This is a genomic window from Fusibacter sp., assembly GCF_057447755.1.
The window spans coordinates 1-20495 of record NZ_JBVBZF010000031.1 but is presented as its reverse complement, the minus strand read 5'-3'; the positions used below and the strand labels follow the sequence as shown (position 1 = coordinate 20495).

Genomic DNA, 20495 nt, shown 5'->3' with positions numbered 1-20495 from the left:
CTACTTCTGCGCTTAATGCTTTATCTTTATTTAACGAGGCTTTCGCCATAGTTGAAACCTCCTTTCAATCTTCAGTTCTATAGGTTCATGATGAGGCATTTGGGTGCCTCTAATAATCTCACTATTATTAATTGCGATATATTGTAGTGCCGTATGCGAATTTAGCCATTGAATGTGATCATAAAATTCATCTATTTCTGTCATGACCACCATGCCGTCTTTAACACTTACATGCCCTTTATTCTCAGGGATGCCAGCGCCAAATCCAGCGACTCTTATTTCTTGAAGAAGGAGGTTTGACGCTCCTTTAATCCTAAAATCTTCAAACCAAGGAATATGTTCAAAAGAGTGAATCCATTCATAGGTCAGCAAATCACCTTCATTCACAGGCATCTCAAAATAAACCTCGCCTGTCTCTTGATGCGAAATTACCAGTGTTAGCGTTTGATGATTCCAAATAAATAAAACCAATATAATAATGCCTATGAGGCTACCCTTTTTAATAATTGGAGAAGCCCACACAGGCTTCTCCTTCATATCCTTTTGATTCATATCTATTTAATTCCTTGCTCTTCATAGTATTTGATTGCACCTGGGTGGAATGGAATACCAACGCCAAGATGAGCATTCTCTAAAGAGATGTTCTTTTCTGCTGTTGCGTGAGACGCTTTGATGTCATTAATGTTCTCAAAGATGCCTTTGGTTAAGTCATAAACCACTTCGTCTGGCAAGTCCTTGCTGACGAGCATTATGTTTCTTACAGTGGCAGTTGTCACCTCTGAGTCAGTGCCGTAAACATCAGCTGGAATTGTAGATTCAACGAAGAATGGATACTTTGCAATTAAGTTTTTAAGGCCTTCACCTTCGATAGGAATAATAACAATTTTAGCTGCAGTTCCAAGCTCCATTACCGTTGCATTTGGAATGCCACTGGTTACAAATACAGCGTCTACTTGATTGTTTTTCATTTGATCAATGGCTTCACCATAATTTAAATAGTCAACAGAACTATCTTCATAGGTCATACCATGTGCTTCGTACATCATGCGTGCATTGAGTTCAACACCTGAGTTAGGTGCACCAACGCCAACACGCTTACCTTTTAAATCTTCAAACTTTGTGATGCCACTTTTGTCTGTTGTAACGAGTTGAACATAGTTTGGATAAAGCGACATTAAGGCTCTTAAATCACTTGCTGGCTCTTTCCCCTCAAATGCGCCAAAAGCGTCGTAAGCTTGTGCAACTGAATCTGACATTGTTATGGCCATTTCAGCACCACCTGTTAAGATCAAGTTGATATTCTCAACAGATGCACCTGTTGACTGTGCTGATGATTTATAACCGAGTTTGTTTTGGAAGACACTTGAGAAAGCACCACCAATTGGGTAATAGAGACCACTGGTTGGGCCTGTTGCCACAGTGATAAAGTACTTGCTTCTGTCAAGTGAAGTCTCTGTCGCCTCTTGTGTTTCAGTTGTCGTTTCCGCACCTGTTTGTGGTGCTGTTTCTACTGCTGGCTTACTCGCACATGCAGTCAAAACTAACGCCCCCGTTAAAATAAGAACACCTAATTTTGCTATTTTGCTCTTTAACATGGAAATCCTCCCCATAAAATTTAGTTACCATACTATTACGCAAGGTTGATGCCAAGTATTAATATTTGCCTCTATAAGGCCACAAGGGGCTGAAAAGCCCACAGGGCATGAATTTTATATTTTTATACCGTCCATTGCTTCATCAAAAAAAACGGCAATTTTTGCCGAGAGGCAATTTTTGCCGTTATTCATAAACCCTTCTTCAATGATGTCAATTAAGGCCATAATCCTGAATTTTGTTTCGAAGTCCTCTTTCACTAATACCCAGCATGGTTGCAGTTGCCTTTTTGTGACCCTTATTCAACATTAAAGCCGCACTAATCAATTCCTTTTCCGCTTCTTGAAGTGTAAGTCCCACAAGGTTCTTGGTTCCAATTTGAATACCCATTGCAAGATCAAGCATTTCACTTGAAATCAATTTCTGGTCTCTAACCTCAACAGGCAGATTTTCAATTTCAATGATTTCAGATTTTGAAAGCAAGACCGCACACTCTATGATGTTGGCAAGTTCTCTTACATTTCCCGGATAATCATAGTTGAGTAAGAGTGATTCTGCCTTTTGTGAAACCCCAATTACGACTTTCCCCATCCCCTCGTTATAAGTCTTGATGAAGTGTTGCATTAATAAGGGAATATCCTGAGTTCTCTCACGCAGAGGGGGCAACTGTATTTCAATCACATTTAATCTAAAGTAGAGGTCACTTCTGAACTTGCCCTCTTCAACCATTTTTTTAAGGTTTTGGTTTGTCGCCGCTAAAACCCTTACATTGATTTTGATGGGGTCATTGCTTCCAAGTGGCGTATATTCTTTCTGCTGAAGGACTCTTAAGAGTTTCGCCTGTAATTGAAATGGCATGTCACCTATTTCATCTAAAAATATGGTTCCACCATTTGCATATTCAAACTTCCCAATTTTATCTGATACCGCCCCTGTAAAGGTCCCCTTCACATGACCAAAGAGTTCTTCCTCTAAGAGTCCCTCTGGGATTGCGGCACAATTAATCTCAACAAACTTATGTGCTTTTCTTTTTCCAGCGAAATGAATTGCGCGCGCCACAAGTTCTTTGCCTGTGCCACTTTCACCATTAATCACAACACTGGTATCAACATCTTTCAATTTCTCAATGTAGCTAAATACCGCTTTCATGGCACCACTCTTGCCGATAATCCCATGATAGGTGTGTTCTGCGCCTTGATCATATTGAAAGTCAACCATCTGTTGATGCATTTGCGCTTCAAGGGCCTGTTCTATCGCCTTATACAAAACCTTAAGGTCGAGCGGTTTGGTCAAGTAGGTGAATGCCCCTTTTTTTATGGCATCCACTGAGGAGACAATCGTTCCAAACGCCGTCATGATGATGACCTGAATGGTCTTATCAATATTCTTAATTTCCTCTAGGATATCAATGCCATCCACGTTGCCAATTCTGAGATCCAGCAAGACTAAATTGAAGTTCTCCTTTACCAGATACTCAAGTCCCTTTTGTGGTGATACCGTGGTTTTAACCTCATATAAATCCTCTAGTGCAAAAGCAAGTGAAGAACAAATATCTACCTCATCATCTATGATCAATATTCTCTTATGCATAAAATTCCCCCCTAAAACTCAAATCAATCTGAGTCCCTACAAATTTCTGACTCTGAATTGTTATTGTACCACCATTGTCTTCTATCATTTGCTTGGTTAAAGGCATGCCAATACCGCTTCCCTTGACCTTTGTCGTATAAAAAAGTTCAAAGATCAACGTCACTTCATCCCCTGTCATGCCAATACCATTATCCGACACGCAGAGCTTGACAGTCTCGCCTTCCCTATGCGCCTCAATTAATATGGTGTAGGTCATGTTTAACTGCTGTGCCCTAGATTCAACAATGGCGTCTATGGCATTTAAAATCAGGTTGATTAAAACCTGCTTGATTTGGTCTTTATCGGCCTTCATGCTGAGCCCTTCATCAACTTGTATCTTGAGTTCAATTTGATTTTCATTAAGTGTGGGTAAAAACAAGATGGCACAGGATTCCACAAGCGAGAGGACATCAAATGTTTCTATATTTTTTTGTTTTGGTTTGACGTAGTCTATTAAGTTCTCGATGAGCTTATTAACGCGTTCAACTTCATTTGGTACGACCCTTGATATCTGATTTTGAAAGGCTTCATTGTCTTTCTTTCTAGGGAGTAACTCAACATAGGTTTTAATTGAAGTCAATGGATTTCTGATTTCATGTGCAATACCAGATATCATTCTCAATAAAACTCGGTTTTTTTCCTTTTCGATGACTTGCTCTTTTAAAAGCTTCTCTTCAGTGATATCCTCTATGGTTATGATACCACCGCTTAGATTCATCAAGGGATAGATTACGTATCTATAATAGTTTTTTATGTCCTGAAAAACAACTTCGAACTCTTTTTCCGAGTAAGACTCCCCTAATTTTAAAACGCGTTCTATGCCATTTTCAATCATCACATTCAGGGGAAATAAATTAAAAATAGCTTGACCTACAGGCATTTCATCAAGGTTGCAAAGCGTCATAGCCGGTACGTTCATAGCAGATATTTTACCGTTTTTATCAAATATGACGATACTTCGCGGGCTACTTTCAAAAATAAGATTTTTGAGTTCATTGGAATTTTCAATCTCTATAATTTTATTTTCAAGTTGCTGGTTAGCCTTGCTCAGTTCTTCCGTCTTTTCATCCACTCGCTTTTTGAGCTGTACACTAATGACTGCTGATATGAAAACGACGAAGAGGGCAAGTACAAAAGCGACCCCCATGATCTTCATAAAGCTTTCAAACTTTTTTTGATTTTCGAGGGTCTTATCATTTATCCATTCATTGTAAAGCCCCTCGTATTCACCATCCAGTTTGATCTTTTTCAAGGTTTCATTAAAGGTTTTTAGCATTTTTTCCTTATCTTTGTTCATGGCTAAGTAATAATCAATTGGCGTCTCATAGCTGTTGTTGAAAGTATAAAGATCGGTCACCTTATTTTTTTCTAGAAGATATTCTGCAACATGTCTTACGCCGATCATCATGTCAGCGCGTTTCAAGAGCATCAAATCCACCACAGCCTCTTGATTGAAGGCATTGTTAAAATTGGCCTTTTTGATGTTTTTAACATACTCATACTCTGCAGAACCCCTCTCCACGGCAATCAGAAGAGGTGATTTGCCAATGCTTTTTTGAACCTCTTCTACCTTTGCTTTGGGAACCACTATTGAAATTGTTGAATTTACAAGGCTGTCACTAAAGTTGAGCCTTTCCTCTAAGTCTATGTTATACCGGAGTCCTAAAATCATATCAATCTCATTAGATTCAAATTGTTTCAGGCATTCAGGATAAGAAAGCGGGATATAGACCACCCTAATATCCATATCATCAAATATTCGAGTCGTTAAGTCCATTAAAAAACCCTTATATTCACCCGCTTCATAAAACTGATATGGGGGTAATGTTGGGTCAAATCCAATTCGAATGATATCTCTTGGTTCTTCTTCTGCGACGCTTAGTAAAGGCACAATAAGAATGACCAAGCAAAGGCAGAGTGAACATATTTTTTTAATGAGCTTTCCATGGACTTTTATCATAATGCATACTCGACTTTCTTCCGATTAAATACTTTTACTAGAGCTTAGTCTATAGTATAGTTTAATCCAAAGTTGATGTAAAGTTGACCCTGTTTTTTTGTACTAAAAAACTGCTATCTCAAATATGGGATAGCAGTTTTATACTTTAACTATAGACAAACCTCTAGCAATAGCTCACCAGACTTAACCAATTGATCTTGCTTGACGAAAATCTTATCCACAGTACCATCTTGTTTGGCACTGATGGTCGTTTCCATTTTCATGGCTTCGATGATAAAGAGGACATCGTTTTCTTTCACGGTATCACCTTCATTGACGAGTATCTTTGTCACCTTACCAGGTATCGGACTGCCAATTTCACATGGATTGGTCTCATCTGCGAAGATCGTCTGAACCAAATTACTTCTTAATGATGAGCTCTCATCTTTTATAGAAACTTCTCTTCGGTTGCCATTAACTTCATAAATAACAGCTCTTGTGGCATCCTCTTGAATCTTACCAATTTCAAGCAGTTTTACATTGAGTATTTTGCCAGATTCGATTTCTACCTCACAAGTTTCACCTTCAGCAAGACCATGGAAGAAAACATCACTACCCATTTTACTAAAATCACCATGCTTTTCCAGGTAAGTGTAATATTCATCCACAACTTTTGGATAAAGCGCGTAGCTGATAATATCTGACTTGCTCGGTTTAATTTTATACTGGTTTCTCAAATGTGCGTCTATTGCACCAAAATCTTCTGGTGGCAATAAATCGCCTGGTCTACAAGTAATGGCCTCTTGATTTTTAAGAACAATCTTCTGTAGGGGTTCTGGGAATCCGCCCTGGGGCTGGCCCATATAACCTGAGAAATATGAAACCACAGAGTCAGGGAAGGCCAAATCCTTACCCTTCTCAAGGATATTGTCTGCAGTGAGGTCATTTTGAACCATGAAGATTGCCATGTCGCCAACTGCTTTTGAAGATGGTGTTACCTTGATGATATCGCCAAACATATCATTGACGGTTTTATACATTTCTTTGACTTCGCCAAACTTATGCGTCAACCCAAAGCTATCCACCTGTGGCTTTAAGTTTGAGTATTGACCACCAGGAATTTCATATTTATAAATCTCAGCACTTGATGTTTTAAGGTCTGATTCAAACTTCTGATAAACCGGTCTAACATTTGCCCAGTAGTCCGATATTTGCTGGATATGATCCAGTTTAAGGCCAGTATCTCTTGTAGAATTTGAGAGCGCCGCCACGATGCTATTAAGTGCCGGTTGACTTGTGAGCCCCGACATGCTGTTAAATGCCGTATCCACGATGTCCACACCAGCTTCTGCAGCCATGAGTAAGGTTGCAACACCATTTCCAGTTGTATCATGCGTGTGCAGATGAATCGGAATAGAAATCTCATTTTTGAGTGCCGTAATGAGCTTCTTAGCTGCATATGGCTTAAGTAGCGCAGACATGTCTTTGATGCCAAGGATATGTGCGCCCATTTTTTCAATTTCCTTAGCGGACTTCACATAGTATTCAAGACTGTACTTGTCTCTGGTTTCATCTAAGATATCACCAGTATAGCAAAGGGTACCTTCTGCGATTTTACCCGTTTGGAGCACTTGATCCATAGAAACCTTCATGCCTTCCAGCCAGTTAAGTGAGTCAAAAATTCTAAAGACATCTATGCCCCTAAGCGCTGCTTCATCAATTAAAGACTTGATGACATTGTCAGGATAGTTTTTATAGCCCACGCCATTCGAACCTCTAATCAGCATTTGAAGCAATAGATTTGGGACTCTTTCTCTGATGCCATCCAATCGATCCCATGGATTTTCCTTTAAGAATCGGTAAGCCACATCGAAAGTTGCACCGCCCCACATTTCAAGTGAGAAGAGTTCTGGTGCTAATACTGCCGTTGCCTTTGCAATCTTTGTCATGTCCACAGTTCTAACGCGTGTTGCCATCAAGGATTGGTGGGCATCTCTCATGGTAGTATCTGTAAGCAGAAGTCTGTTTTGACTTCTAATCCAGTCCACAACGCCTTTAGCGCCTTTTTGATCTAAAATTTGCTTGGTGCCAAATCCCCATGCCATGCCTTCTATGCTTGGTACATGAGGCACGTCAAATTCTTGTTTTCTACCCTTTGTTTCATTGACTACTTTCTCCCCAATATAATTGAGAACGCGTAGCTCTTTATCTGTTTTAGATTTAAAATCCATTAAGGACTTGTTGTCCGCAATAAAATTCGTATCACATAAGCCCTTGTGGAAGGTTTCATGATTGAGTACATTGATTAAAAAGTCAGTATTGGTTTTAACGCCACTGATTTTTATTTCCTTGATTGCCCTTACTGACTTTCTGATGGCGTCTTCAAAGCTTCTTGACCAGGTTGTACACTTTACCAGCAAGCTGTCATAGTAAGGTGAAATCACCGCACCAGTAAAACCGTTACCCCCATCAAGTCTCACACCAAAACCTGATCCAGTACGATACACATCAATCTTTCCTGTATCTGGCATGAAGTCATGCTTTGGATCTTCCGTTGTCACACGGCACTGAATCGAGTAACCATTGACTTTAACGGCTTCTTGACCTTGAATGTTGATTTCTTTTGAATCCAGTGCATAGCCTTCAGCCACGAGAATTTGAGCCTGAACAAGGTCAATACCAGTAACCATCTCAGTTACAGTATGCTCCACTTGAATTCTAGGATTCATCTCTATGAAATAATGATCGCCATTTTGATCCACTAAGAACTCGCAAGTTCCAGCACCTCTATAATTAACCGCTTTAGCGATTTTAATGGCATCTTCACAAATTGCATTTCTCTGTGCCTCTGTAAGGCAGAGTGCAGGTGTGAACTCGATTACTTTTTGATGTCTTCTTTGAATAGAGCAATCTCTCTCAAAAAGGTGGACGATATTACCATGCTTATCACCTAAGATTTGGACTTCTATATGTTTAGGTGCTTCCAAATATTTTTCTATAAATATATCATTATTGCCAAATGCTTTTAATGCCTCAGAGCTTGCAGAATGGAACTCCTTCAAAAGATGCTTTTCATCTCTTACAATTCTCATGCCTCTACCACCGCCGCCTGCGGCTGCTTTAAGCATGATAGGGTAACCTGCTTTTGCGGCAAATTCCTTAGCTTCTTGATCATTTGCAATTGGTCTTTCAACACCTGGAATGATTGGCACGTTTGCGGCAGTCGCCACGATCTTTGATTTGATTTTATCCCCAACCGAAATCATCATATCAGGTGTTGGTCCTATAAACTCAATACCCGCTTCCTGACACTTTTTCGCAAAATCAGGATTTTCAGATAAGAAGCCATAGCCTGGATGAATGGCATCCACGCCTTTTTTTATGGCGAGTTTAACGATTTCGTCTATATCCAAATAAGCCTCAATTGGTCCCTTGTTTTTACCAATGAGATAAGATTCGTCTGCTTTTGTTCTGAAAAGCGAATTCTGGTCCTCTTTTGAATAGACAGCCACGGTTCTTATACCAAGTTCATGGCAAGCCCTGAAGACGCGAATCGCAATTTCACCTCTGTTGGCTACCAATACACGTTTAAATTTCTTCACGTCTGAGCCCTCCTCACATTTAATTCATACCAATATATCAGGCTTCACATAAAAATACAACCCATTTTGTATAATTTCATCAAACTTAATGCATTTTTCTTCACCACACACAACTTTTTAAAGTTTTTTTTGTTTTTACTTTATCAAATTCGATTTTTATAGTCCGCAAATGGCGGTCAACTTAAATTTATTAAATCAGTTAACTGCATAATTATGCGCATATTCAGTATAATTTCATAAATTAACTTTTCCCCATACCCTTCTTTCTTCTATTATATTGACTTGTATCTTTTTACCCCTTATTATGGATAAATTCCGCTCTTAAAAAGATGTCAGTAAAACGCCTCATTTTTCTTTATTAACAATTTATGCTTAATTATAAACAATTTATAAAATGCCTTGATTCTATTCTTCAAGTAACATATACTTTGATTGTCAAATGATTTCCGGCGACCAAATCGCCACTTATATTCGGAATAATGATGAAATAATAATATGAATTAAATTTTAGGAGGAACATAAAAATGAGTTTTGAAAAAGTAAGAGATATTTTAGTTGAGGAATTAGATTTAGATGTAGAAGAAGTGACAATGGAAAGCAACATCAGAGAAGACTTAGGTGCTGACTCATTAGATATGGTAGATTTAATCATGTCAATCGAAGACGCTTTCGAAGTTAAAGTTGATGAAAATGATGCAGTAAACATCAAAACTGTTGGCGATATCGTTAACTACATTAGCAAATAAAAACGATCATTATTATAATGACCTTTCAGAAAATCCTCGGCTTTTGCCTAGGATTTTCTTCATAGAAGAAACAAATAAACTTTTTATAAACTTTTAACGTCTTCAAGGAGGCAACATGTTTAAAACAAACATCTGCGAATTACTTAATATTGAATACCCTATCATACAAGGTGGTATGGCATGGATTTCAGATGCCGACTTAGCCGCAGCCGTTTCCAACGCAGGTGGCCTTGGGGTTATAGCAGGCGGTAATGCTGAAAAGCACATCGTTGAAACGCAAATCAATAAAATCAAAAGCCTTACAAATAAACCATATGCACTTAACGTCATGCTCCTTAGCCCTTTTGCAGACGATATCATCGATTTGGCAATTGAAAAGAAAGTGCCAATCGTCATTACAGGTGCAGGTAGTCCAGGCAAATACATCGAACGTTTAAAGGCAGCTAATATCAAGGTAATCCCTGTGGTGGCATCAGTTGCCCTTGCAAGAAGGATGGAATCACTTGGTGTTGACGCCTTAATCGCAGAAGGCATGGAAGCGGGTGGTCATATCGGCGAACTCACAACCATGGCACTTGTCCCTCAAGTCATTGATGCTGTTAAAATTCCTGTTGTTGCAGCAGGTGGGATTGCAGATGGAAGAGGCGCAGCAGCTGCATTTATGCTCGGCGCTGAAGGCATCCAAGTTGGTACACGATTCCTGGTAGCACATGAGTGCAATGTTCATTCAGCATACAAAGGCATGGTCCTAGATGCAAAAGACACTTCGTCAGTTGTATCAGGCCGTTCAACAGGTCACCCTGTTCGAATCTTAAAGAACAAACTATATCGTCAATATTCTGAACTTGAAAAAAACAATGCCGCACCAGAAGAAATCGATGCGCTTGGTGCAGGTGCTCTTAGAAAGGCAGCTGTAGATGGCGATATTCAATTTGGCTCAGTTATGGCAGGTCAAGTCGCAGGTCTTATAAAAAAAGAAGCTTCATCATCAGAAATTATCAAAGAAATTTTTAACGAATGCGAAACCGTTATTCTCAGAAACTTTAAAATGGTCGCTAATAAGTAGGAAGGATGGTATGTTATGAAAATTGGTTATGTGTTTGCAGGTCAAGGCGCGCAAAAAGAAGGCATGGGAAAAGAGTTCTTCGAGGCTTTTGAAGTAAGTCGTGTTATCTACGACCAAGCTAACCTCGCTTTAGGATATGATTTAAAATCACTTTGCTTTAACGGTCCACAAGAGGACCTCAACAAAACTGAAATCACCCAGCCAGCAATCTTAACAACATCAATCGCTATGCTTAAGGCCTTTGAGTCGAAAATTGATATTACACCAAGTGCTGTAGCGGGTTTGAGTTTAGGTGAATACAGTGCTCATGTTTGCTCTGGATCACTTGCTTTTGACGAAGCTGTTCAATTGGTTAAAAAGAGAGGCGCTTTCATGCAGGAAGCTGTTCCTTTCGGTGTAGGTGGTATGAGTGCAATTGTTGGCCTATCTCCTGAAGAAACAGAAGAAGTTGCAGAGCTTGCAAGCGTTCACGGAATCGTTGAAGTTTGTAACTACAACTCTCCTAAACAAATTGTAATCGGTGGTGATTTAAAAGCATTGGAATTTGCAGGTGAAATCGCTAAAGAAAAGGGTGCAAAACGCGTTTTACCCCTTCCTGTTAGTGCACCATTCCACACTTCAATGCTCATCAAAGCTCAGGAAAACTTAGCCGTAGAGCTTGAAAACATCAATATTTCAGAAATGAATGTTCCAGTAATCTCAAATGTAGATGGTAGAATCGTATCTTCTGAGTCCTTGATCAAAGACACACTTGCCAAGCAAGTTACAAGCTCAGTAAGATGGATTGAGTGTATTGAATCAATGAAGGCAATTGGCATCGATACAATCGTAGAATTTGGTCCTGGTAATGCCCTATCTGCATTTATCGGCAAGATTGATAAAAGCATCAAAGTTATTTCAATTTATGACTTAGAATCATTGGAAAAAGCAGTAGCTTACTTCAATGAAGCCTTTATCGAAAGAGCCATCTAAAAATTCAATTTCAATACTTGATAGTCTTTTCATTTTGGAAAGACTATTTCTTAGCAATTCTAATGTAAAACAGTCAAAATGTTAAACAGTCAAAAAACAGTCAACTGGTTAATCATAACTTAAAAGAGATAAAGATGAGGTGTCTAGATGAAAGTTGCAATCGTAACAGGTGCTAGTAGAGGTATCGGGAGAGCTATCGCAATCGCTCTTGCTGAAGAAGGATACAACCTAGTGCTCAACTACAGAAAAAGCCGTGAAGAACTTGAAGAATTAGCGAGTACACTTAAAACAGAAACCGTTTTGGTTCAGGGTGATGTCAGTAATTTTGATGAAGCTGAAAACATCATTAACACTGCAAAATCAGCATTTGGTCAAATTGATCTCCTTGTGAACAATGCAGGTATTACAAAAGACAATCTCATTCTCAGAATGAGCGAGGAAGATTTTGATGCCGTTCAAAACATCAACCTCAAGGGAACCTTTAACTGTACAAAGCACGTTTCTAGAATTATGCTCAAGCAAAAATTCGGAAAAATCATCAACATCGCATCTGTTGTTGGCATCACTGGAAACATTGGTCAAGCAAACTATGCAGCTTCAAAAGCGGGCGTTATCGGCTTTACTAAGTCAATTGCAAGAGAGCTTGCTTCTAGAAGTATTACAGTAAATGCAATTGCACCTGGTTTTATTGAGACGAAGATGACCGATGCCATCAGTGAAGATGCTAAACAAGCATCCCTTTCTAATATTCCACTTGGCAAATTCGGACAACCTGAAGATATCGCTAATGTTGTGGTATTTTTAGCATCAGACAAAGCAAATTATATTACAGGCCAAGTCATTAAAGTTGATGGCGGTATGGCAATATAGGTAACAATATAAATTATTTATTGGATGGAGGAAGTATAATATGAGCAATAGAGTTGTTGTAACAGGAATGGGTGTCGTATCACCTATCGGCACTGGAAAGAAAACATTTTTAGAAAATATCAAAGCAGGCAAATGTGGCATAAGCTTTATCGAGTCATTTGATACTGAGAACTTTAAAGTTAAATGTGCCGGCGAAATTAAAGATTTTGTGGTAACGGATTATATCAACAAAAAAGACGCTAAGCGTATGGATCGTTTTACCCACTTTGCAATTGCGGCTTCTAAACTCGCTGTTGAAGATGCAAACTTAACAATCAACGATGACAATGCACAATCTGTGGGCGTTTACCTTGGTTCTGGTATTGGTGGTCTTATTACAATAGAAGAAAACTGCGATAAATTAATCAGCAAGGGCGCTGATAGAATGTCGCCATTCTTTATCCCAATGTCAATTTCTAACATGGCTGCTGGTAACGTATCCATCGAACTTGGTGTTAAGGGTTCATGCCTTACTTACAATACAGCTTGTGCTTCAAGTGCAAGTGCAATTGGTGAAGCTTTAAAAGACTTAAGATGTGGTTATCATGATGTCATCATCGCAGGTGGCTCTGAAGCTTCTATCTCAGCACTTGGCATCGGTGGTTTCCAAGCGATGACAGCACTAAACGAATCACATGATCCTATGAGAGCATCAATTCCTTTCGACAAGGATAGAAGCGGTTTTGTAATGGCTGAAGGTGCTGCTATGCTCGTTCTTGAAACTTTAGAACACGCTCAAAAAAGAGGTGCTACAATCTACGCAGAACTCGTAGGTTATGGCTCAACAAGCGATTCTCACCATATCACTACACCTGCTCCAGGCGGTGAAGGTGGTGCAAGAGCCATGAAAATGGCCTTAAAAGATGCTGGTATTAAACCAGAAGAAGTTGGTTATATCAATGCTCATGGTACAAGTACACCTTATAACGATATCTTTGAAACTGCAGCAATCAAAACTGCATTTGGCGATTATGCATATAAAATCCCTGTTTCATCTACAAAATCAATGACAGGTCATTTACTTGGTGCCGCAGGTGCGATTGAGTCAATCGTTTGTATCCAATCTATCATGGACAACTTCGTACCGCCAACAATCAACTTCACAGAAGCAGATGAGTTATGTGACCTTGACTATGTACCAAACGTTGGTAGAAACCAAGAAGTTAACTTTGCACTTACAAACTCACTTGGATTTGGTGGTCATAATGCGTCGTTAATCTTCGGAAAATTCAAAGGCTAAAGCTTGTTAGGAGTATTCAATGGAAACTATTTTTAATAGCAATCAGATACAAGAAATCATTCCACATCGTTATCCCTTTATTCTCGTGGATAAAATCGTTGAGCTTGAAGAAGGCACACGAGCTGTTGGCATTAAGAACGTCACAGTAAATGAGTATTTCTTCCAAGGCCACTTTCCACAAGAACATGTTATGCCAGGTGTGCTTATTGTAGAGGCACTTGCGCAGGTCGGTGCAGTTGTTCTTCTCAAAAAAGAGGAGAACCTTGGCAAAATCGCATATTTTGCAGGCATCAACAATTGTAAATTCAGGAGAAAGGTAATCCCTGGCGATACTTTATCTCTTGAAATAGAGATCATTAAATCTAGAGCCAACTTCGGTGTAGGTAAGGCCGTGGCTAAAGTTGACGGCAAAGTTGCTTGCGAAGCTGAACTCTCGTTTATGATTGGTTAATACCCACAATATTTTATCGTTTGATGAACAAAAAAGTTCCCGTTTTAGGGAACTTTTTTCTACTTACAAGCTAAAATAGTCATGGTCATAAAGTCTGTAAGTATTCAAAATTCAATTTTTGTGCGTTTTTTAGTATAGGGGTTTACTAAAGGTCTTTTTTTTGATATAATTCGGCGATACAATTGTTACATTTTCGACATTTTTTTAATTTTAGGGGGTCAAATATGCGTCAAATCGTCACCAATCAAAATGAAATTGTGATTAAGATCGGCTCTTCCTCACTCACCCACGAAAGTGGACTGATTGACTTATGGAAGATGGAATCCTTAGTCAGACAAATTGCCAATATCCACAATAGTGGTAAAAAGGTCATCGTTGTCTCTTCTGGTGCCATTGCAGCAGGCATGGGCAAGATGCATTTGAGCGAGCGCCCCAAATCGATCCCCGAGAAGCAAGCAGCGGCCGCAGTCGGTCAAAGTACACTCATGCACATGTATGAGAAATTTTTCTCAGAATACGGCATAACAGTGGCACAGGTTCTCTTAACCAAAGAGGATATGTATGAAGAATCAAGACGAGACCACTGTACAAATGCCTTAAATGCCCTAATAAGCCACAACATCATTCCCATCATCAACGAGAACGACGTGGTTGCCATAGATGAAATAAAAGTCGGTGATAACGACACCTTGTCCGCAGAAGTTTGTAAGATGATTTCATTTCAATGCTTAATCATTTTATCAGACATCAACGGCGTTTATGATAAAGATCCTAGACAGTACAAAGATGCTGTTCAAATATATGAAATCAACAACCTAGAGACACTTGATGCCATAGATGCCAGTGATTCAAACTCATCTGTTGGCACAGGTGGCATGATTACAAAATTCAATGCAGCACGTCTACTCGCTTCAGCAGATATCAATCTCATTATAGTGAATAGTCAAGTCGATCATATACTCAATCGCGTTTTAGATGGCGAAAAACTTGGTACCTTTTTTAATTTTGGAAAATAATCAGATGAAATTTATGGAGGACTTTTATGGTAAAGGATTATCACAAAATGCTTAAACAAATGGGTTTTGAAGCAAAAGAAGCGTCAGTAAGACTTCGAACAATGAGTTCAAGTGCCAAAAACAGATTGTTGCTGGCAATTGGTCAACAACTCATCCAATTTGAAGCTCAAATATTAGCGGCAAATGAAATCGATATGAAAAACGCAAGAGATGCAGGTACATCTGAAGCCATGCTTGACCGTTTAAAGCTCGATTCAGGCCGTATCCAGGATATGATAAAAGGAATCAACCAAACAGTTGCTTTAAAAGATCCTGTTGGCTCTGTTGATAAAATGTGGGTCAATGATGCCGGACTCAATATTGGCGCAAAACGCGTGCCACTTGGCGTTATTGGTATCATTTACGAATCAAGACCTAACGTCACTGTAGACGCTGCGACACTCTGTTTAAAAACGGGGAATGCCGTTATCCTTAAAGGCGGAAAAGAGGCTGTTAACACAAACGTCGTGCTAATTGAGGCTATTCAAGAAGCGCTTAAGACGCAGTCTTTGCCAATCTCATGTGTCCAATTAATCCCTAGCTCTGATCGTGAGCTCATTAAATTGTTCCTCGGCTTAAAATCACTCGATTGCGTCATTCCTAGAGGTGGTGCAGGCCTCATCAACTTTGTCCTTGAGCATGCCAAGGTGCCAGTTATAGAAACTGGCACTGGAAATTGTCACATCTATGTAGACCATCATTATCCAGTGGACAATGCCATTGAGATTATCCTCAATGCAAAAATTCAAAAGCCTGGCGCATGTAATGCTGTGGAAACAGTACTCATGCATGAGAAAAATTTTACCACCCACCTTGTTGCCCTTGTGGAAGCCTTGGAGCACGAGAATGTAAAGATGGCAGTGTGCGAAAAATGCCATCAGTACCTTCAAAACTACAACAAATTAAGTGACAATATTACACTTGCAGATGAAACAGATTGGGAAAGCGAGTATTTGGATTTCAAACTCGCCATTAAAGCCGTTGCAGATATAAAAGAGGCTATCGAGCACATTGAACTCTATAGTACCCACCATTCAGAAGCCATTTTAACCAAAAACTATGACCATTCTGAGTACTTTTTAAATCATGTGGATTCTGCTGCCGTTTATGTAAATGCATCCACTCGCTTTACAGATGGTAATCAATTTGGTTTTGGTGCTGAAATCGGCATTAGTACACAAAAATTACATGCGAGAGGCCCAATGGGACTCGAAGCTTTAACCACTATAAAATACGTCATTTACGGTCAAGGGCAAACCAGAGATTAAGTGTCTTAAAAGCCATTAGTTTTTAAATTGTTATTGTTTTATCAAAATTATTATTTTTAATAAACATCACTTGCAATTAGGCCTTTAAAAATCTATAATCTATTTAAGGAGTGATTATATGAAGGATAACAAGATTAACAGCATACTTAAACAAGTCATTATTTTTAATGATATTTACGAAGAAGTTATCCAGTCTAGCTTTAAGAAAAACAAGCACCAAGACGTAAGCAAGCTAGAATTTAAAATGCTTCAAACCGTATATAGACATAAAAAATTAATGATTTCAGAAGTTTCAGAACTTCTAGATATCTCACTACCTAACTGTAGTCGTTATATCAAAACAGCAATTAATGAGGGCTATTTTACAAAAGAGATTGATGCACTTGATAAGCGTATCTATTACATCTCATTAAGCGAAAAAGGAAAAGCGATTGTAGAGACTACTCTTGATCGTTTCTCAAACGAAATGTTTCATCAACTTGAGGATCTTGACACAAATGACCTAGACAGATTAGATGAGTCTTTTTCAAATCTCAACTCGGCACTATCAGATACACTATTAAACAAAAGCAATTAGTGTAATACCTCAACCATCATTATGTTGTTTATACTTAATGATCAAAAACCTCTAATGACAAACATCATTAGAGGTTTTTTTAGAAATTGATCCCTATTAAATAAAAAGCGTCACTTTTATCTTTGACATGAAGCTCTTGCTTCATTATGTTCAGCTTGACTTATTATTTGCCTTTAGATTTCTTATGACTGTCCTTCACACCAAAAATCGTATTTAGAACCATGGTTGAAATCGAAATGACGACAGACGCTAAAATAGCTTGCCACAAACCTTCAACTTGTACAGATTTTAGAAGCAATCCCAATATGTAGACGACAATGCCGTTTATCACAAAGAGAAACAAACCGAAGGTAATCAAGGTCACTGGGAATGTCAAGATGCCTAGCAGGGGTTTAATAGAATAATTGAGTAAACCAAATACCACCGCTGCACCAAAAGCAGCTTGCCATCCGGAAACCTCAAACCCTGCAACCATTTGCCCTGCAAGATAAATGGCAACAGATGCAATAATCCATTTTGAAAGTAATTTTTTCATGTATGCCTCACCTATTTTTATGAATTGGACACCCATTAGTCACAACTTGTTGGTATAATCAACATCATGAATTATGTAGTCCATGCCATAATTATAACACAATATATAAGCGGAGGAAATTATGTACAAACACTTGCACCCTTATAGCAAAAAGACAGCAGTGCTTCTTCTCGTATGCCTTCTGTTCGTCAACACCTTTTCATTTGCACAGGAATTTCCTACACAGTGGGATTTGACTAAAATTTTTACAGATGAAGCTGCATTTAATAGAAGCATACAAAGACTCAATCGCGTTTTAATACCTGAACTCGAGCAATACAAGGGCAAGCTGACAAATCAAAATATACTTTTAGATTTTTTTACAAATTACACAGAAGCCAGTATCCTGAGTGATCGTTTATATGTGTATGCATCCATGCTACAAGATACCGATACGGCCAACTCAACTTACCAGGAGTACGCAGCCGCAGCACTGGACGCCTATGCAAATTTAGAAGAGGCTACTTCTTTTCTGAAACCTGAACTCTTGTCCTTTACGGACGAAGAACTCGCCAATTTTTCAGACGCACCCGAACTCAAAGCTTATAAGTCGTATTTTATAGGCCTAATAAGCGCTAGACCATATATACTCTCTGAGGATGCAGAAAATATTTTAGCCCTTTCAACTGAATTATCAGAAATGCCAAGTGAAATTTATGACCAACTCACAATTTCAGACGTTCATTACGATGTTTTTTTAAACCCTTTGGGTAAGACACAAGCCTTTAACTTTGACATTGATACCATCTACTTCTATAGCGATCAACTTGAAGACCGCATTAAGGCTAACGATGCCTATATGAAGCCCTATAGCATGCATGCCAATACCATTGCCTCTGTCTATATTGCAGAAGTTCAAAAAAATATATTCCTAGCAAAATCACGTGGATATGATTCTGTTCTCGAGTTTGCAACTTCTGGCATCATAGAACCTGACCAATATAGGAATCTCATAAAGGCCACAAGGGCACAGGCAAAACTCATTCAGCAATTCAATGGCATCAAGCAAAAATCTTTAGGCTACGATGTCCTCCACACTTCAGACCTTCACTTGCCCTATGCAACAGCATTCAACATGGATACGAATTTTGAGGATAGCATTGTAGAAGTTGAAATCGCTCTCGCACCGCTTGGACCTAGTTATGTTGATCAATTAGACACCTTCCTTAAAAGCGGTTCCATCGACGTTTATCCTGACGAATATAAGACAAGTTCTCAATATACCTGGGGGGCATACAATACGCCTACTTTTGTCCTCTTAAATTTTACCGATGATTTTTCAAGTGAATCCACACTGGCTCATGAGCTTGGCCATGCAATGCACCAAATTTATACCTCAGAGAATCAAAATTACTTTGATACGAATGTGGGCTCTTTTCCTTCAGAGGCTACTTCGACACTAAATGAGCTTCTATTACTAGAATCCTTAAAAAATAAGGCTGAAGGTCAGGAGTTAAAGTTATTTTATCTTGAGAAAGAAATTGAGCTCTATTACGAGACCTTTTTCATGCAAACCATTTTAGCGGATTTCGAAATGCGCGTTTATGATGAGGCTGAAATGGGAAATCCTCTTTCACTTGAAGGCTTAAACAATCTTTGGATCGAAACCTCTAAAGATTATTACGGCCAAAGCCTTGTCATGGATGATTCATACCAATATCAGTGGATGCAAATTCCACACCTCTACCAGACATTTTACGTATATTCGTATGCCATGAGCCTTGCTGCTTCAACAGCTATCAAGGACCATCTTTTGACTGAAGGTGACAGCTATCAGCAAAAATATCTTGAGTTTTTAAAGAGTGGTGCCTCCCTGTCCCCTACTGAACAGATGTTATCACTGGATATCGATTTATACAGTCCAGATTTTTATGGTAGTCTATTCTCTCACTTCGGTGATTTACTCAGTGAGATGGATCAATCTCTGGATTCACTTGACTACTATAAAAACCATCCGTCACTTAAATACCTATATACTGCTGAGGAGATTCAAGATGCCTATAGTCAGTACTATGGTTCTGAAACATCTGGTGGCATTCTAGGAGATATCCCTAGTGAATTTGTTGAAGACGATTCCAATATAGACTTTATGATTGGTATTGCCATCCTTGTCCTATTAATCATCCTATTTATCTACGCCTTGTTAATCACTTTATTATATGTCTCAAAGTCCAAAAAGCTTAAGAGGCTTGAGGAAGAATCCCAGTATGCCATAAGTAGGCTAGATTCATTTGACGATAGATATTAAACGCATGCGCTGGCTAAATTACCCTTTTTGTTTTTACAAACGTCACCTTTTTAAAGGTGACGTTTTTTTATTATATACAACAAAATTTGAGCCGAAAGCTGTGATGAGAAATGTTTAATCTTAAATGGCGTCAGTATAATGATTTAGAGGCATAGTGACATAAGCTTCCTCCTGCTTGGCATAATAAATTAATAAAAAAAGATTGATTTTTTTATGAGCAAGCGTTAAACTATATATGAATAGTTGTTCATATGTTCATAAGACGCCATTTTGATGGCGCTATATGACATTATTATTAGCAGAAAGGATTAAAAATCATTATGACGACTCAAGATTTTTGTAAATGTAATATTATCCATGAAGAAGCTGTTGCAAAAGGTGTCGAAGGTATGATAAAAAATGATATGGCAATTGCTGTTGCAGATATTTTTAAAGTATTTGGTGATGCCACTCGTGTAAAAATTCTACACCTCCTCACCATTTCGGAACTTTGCGTCTGTGATATATCTGTAGCGCTTGATATGACACAATCCGCTATTTCACACCAATTACGCGTCCTTAAACAGGCTGGATTGGTCAAGAATAGAAAAGATGGCAAAGTTGTTTATTATTCATTAGACGATGAT

Annotated in this window: 17 protein-coding genes; 11 read left to right on the top strand and 6 right to left on the bottom strand. The window is 38.7% G+C overall.

Translation table 11 applies throughout. The annotated features are described in order from the left end of the window. Positions 1–30: 30 nt before the first annotated feature. From AC220I_RS07295 to AC220I_RS07275, 5 genes are all read right to left on the bottom strand, one after another. Positions 31–552: a DUF1850 domain-containing protein gene (locus AC220I_RS07295; RefSeq protein ID WP_486723153.1), complete on the bottom strand. Its 522-nt coding sequence runs from the start codon at positions 550–552 to the stop codon at positions 31–33. Positions 553–554: 2 nt separating this feature from the next. Continuing rightward, positions 555–1595 carry a TAXI family TRAP transporter solute-binding subunit gene (locus AC220I_RS07290; RefSeq protein ID WP_486723152.1) on the bottom strand — a complete coding sequence of 347 codons (1041 nt, stop codon included), beginning with the start codon at positions 1593–1595 and terminating at the stop codon, positions 555–557. Positions 1596–1806: 211 nt separating this feature from the next. Then, positions 1807–3183, bottom strand: coding sequence for a sigma-54-dependent transcriptional regulator (locus AC220I_RS07285; protein WP_486723151.1), 1377 nt, complete (start codon positions 3181–3183; stop codon positions 1807–1809). Continuing rightward, positions 3176–5182 (bottom strand): transporter substrate-binding domain-containing protein, encoded by a 2007-nt coding sequence (locus AC220I_RS07280; RefSeq protein WP_486723150.1) that lies wholly within the window; start codon positions 5180–5182, stop codon positions 3176–3178. The genes AC220I_RS07285 and AC220I_RS07280 overlap by 8 nt, the downstream gene beginning before the upstream one ends. Positions 5183–5331: 149 nt before the next feature. Continuing rightward, positions 5332–8763 carry a pyruvate carboxylase gene (locus tag AC220I_RS07275; protein WP_486723149.1) on the bottom strand — a complete coding sequence of 1144 codons (3432 nt, stop codon included), beginning with the start codon at positions 8761–8763 and terminating at the stop codon, positions 5332–5334. Positions 8764–9287: 524 nt separating this feature from the next. Between AC220I_RS07275 and acpP the strand changes: the two genes are divergently transcribed. The 9 genes from acpP (at position 9288) to AC220I_RS07230 (ending at position 17047) form a co-directional block, all read left to right on the top strand. Further along, complete coding sequence (gene acpP / locus AC220I_RS07270; protein ID WP_486723148.1) at positions 9288–9509, top strand: acyl carrier protein; 222 nt, start codon at positions 9288–9290, stop codon at positions 9507–9509. A gap of 115 nt (positions 9510–9624) precedes the next feature. Then, positions 9625–10575: an enoyl-[acyl-carrier-protein] reductase FabK gene (gene fabK / locus AC220I_RS07265; protein ID WP_486723147.1), complete on the top strand. Its 951-nt coding sequence runs from the start codon at positions 9625–9627 to the stop codon at positions 10573–10575. A gap of 15 nt (positions 10576–10590) precedes the next feature. Next, a complete protein-coding gene (gene fabD / locus AC220I_RS07260) occupies positions 10591–11547 on the top strand; it encodes an ACP S-malonyltransferase (protein ID WP_486723146.1) in 957 nt (318 codons plus the stop codon). 147 nt (positions 11548–11694) lie between these two features. After that, positions 11695–12417, top strand: coding sequence for a 3-oxoacyl-[acyl-carrier-protein] reductase (fabG, locus tag AC220I_RS07255; RefSeq protein WP_486723145.1), 723 nt, complete (start codon positions 11695–11697; stop codon positions 12415–12417). Positions 12418–12457: 40 nt separating this feature from the next. Continuing rightward, positions 12458–13696, top strand: coding sequence for a beta-ketoacyl-ACP synthase II (gene fabF, locus AC220I_RS07250; protein ID WP_486723144.1), 1239 nt, complete (start codon positions 12458–12460; stop codon positions 13694–13696). A gap of 19 nt (positions 13697–13715) precedes the next feature. Beyond that, positions 13716–14147, top strand: coding sequence for a 3-hydroxyacyl-ACP dehydratase FabZ (gene fabZ, locus AC220I_RS07245; RefSeq protein ID WP_486723143.1), 432 nt, complete (start codon positions 13716–13718; stop codon positions 14145–14147). 224 nt (positions 14148–14371) lie between these two features. Beyond that, on the top strand, positions 14372–15163 hold the full coding sequence (proB, locus tag AC220I_RS07240; RefSeq protein ID WP_486723142.1) for a glutamate 5-kinase: 792 nt from the start codon (positions 14372–14374) through the stop codon (positions 15161–15163). Between the two features lie 26 nt (positions 15164–15189). Then, positions 15190–16470: a glutamate-5-semialdehyde dehydrogenase gene (locus AC220I_RS07235; RefSeq protein WP_486723141.1), complete on the top strand. Its 1281-nt coding sequence runs from the start codon at positions 15190–15192 to the stop codon at positions 16468–16470. Positions 16471–16588: 118 nt separating this feature from the next. Then, entirely contained in the window at positions 16589–17047 is a 459-nt protein-coding gene (locus tag AC220I_RS07230; RefSeq protein WP_486723140.1) for a MarR family winged helix-turn-helix transcriptional regulator, read from the top strand. 163 nt (positions 17048–17210) lie between these two features. On the opposite strand, the gene AC220I_RS07225 is transcribed toward AC220I_RS07230, so the two are convergent. Further along, the gene (locus AC220I_RS07225) at positions 17211–17582 is read right to left on the bottom strand and encodes a phage holin family protein (protein WP_486723139.1); all 372 of its coding nucleotides are present in this window, start codon (positions 17580–17582) and stop codon (positions 17211–17213) included. Positions 17583–17703: 121 nt separating this feature from the next. On the opposite strand from AC220I_RS07225, the gene AC220I_RS07220 reads away from it, so the two are divergent. Further along, positions 17704–19869 (top strand): M3 family oligoendopeptidase, encoded by a 2166-nt coding sequence (locus AC220I_RS07220; RefSeq protein ID WP_486723138.1) that lies wholly within the window; start codon positions 17704–17706, stop codon positions 19867–19869. Positions 19870–20189: 320 nt separating this feature from the next. Beyond that, a partial coding sequence (locus AC220I_RS07215) for an ArsR/SmtB family transcription factor (protein WP_486723137.1) occupies positions 20190–20495 on the top strand: 306 nt, incomplete at its 3' end.

Coding starts and splice junctions, on each gene's coding strand:
- AC220I_RS07295 (WP_486723153.1), bottom strand. CDS start 552: ATGAATCAAAAGGATATGAAGGAGAAGCCTGTGTGGGCTTCTCCAATT.
- AC220I_RS07290 (WP_486723152.1), bottom strand. CDS start 1,595: ATGTTAAAGAGCAAAATAGCAAAATTAGGTGTTCTTATTTTAACGGGG.
- AC220I_RS07285 (WP_486723151.1), bottom strand. CDS start 3,183: ATGCATAAGAGAATATTGATCATAGATGATGAGGTAGATATTTGTTCT.
- AC220I_RS07280 (WP_486723150.1), bottom strand. CDS start 5,182: ATGATAAAAGTCCATGGAAAGCTCATTAAAAAAATATGTTCACTCTGC.
- acpP (WP_486723148.1), top strand. CDS start 9,288: ATGAGTTTTGAAAAAGTAAGAGATATTTTAGTTGAGGAATTAGATTTA.
- fabK (WP_486723147.1), top strand. CDS start 9,625: ATGTTTAAAACAAACATCTGCGAATTACTTAATATTGAATACCCTATC.
- fabD (WP_486723146.1), top strand. CDS start 10,591: ATGAAAATTGGTTATGTGTTTGCAGGTCAAGGCGCGCAAAAAGAAGGC.
- fabG (WP_486723145.1), top strand. CDS start 11,695: ATGAAAGTTGCAATCGTAACAGGTGCTAGTAGAGGTATCGGGAGAGCT.
- fabF (WP_486723144.1), top strand. CDS start 12,458: ATGAGCAATAGAGTTGTTGTAACAGGAATGGGTGTCGTATCACCTATC.
- fabZ (WP_486723143.1), top strand. CDS start 13,716: ATGGAAACTATTTTTAATAGCAATCAGATACAAGAAATCATTCCACAT.
- proB (WP_486723142.1), top strand. CDS start 14,372: ATGCGTCAAATCGTCACCAATCAAAATGAAATTGTGATTAAGATCGGC.
- AC220I_RS07235 (WP_486723141.1), top strand. CDS start 15,190: ATGGTAAAGGATTATCACAAAATGCTTAAACAAATGGGTTTTGAAGCA.
- AC220I_RS07230 (WP_486723140.1), top strand. CDS start 16,589: ATGAAGGATAACAAGATTAACAGCATACTTAAACAAGTCATTATTTTT.
- AC220I_RS07225 (WP_486723139.1), bottom strand. CDS start 17,582: ATGAAAAAATTACTTTCAAAATGGATTATTGCATCTGTTGCCATTTAT.
- AC220I_RS07220 (WP_486723138.1), top strand. CDS start 17,704: ATGTACAAACACTTGCACCCTTATAGCAAAAAGACAGCAGTGCTTCTT.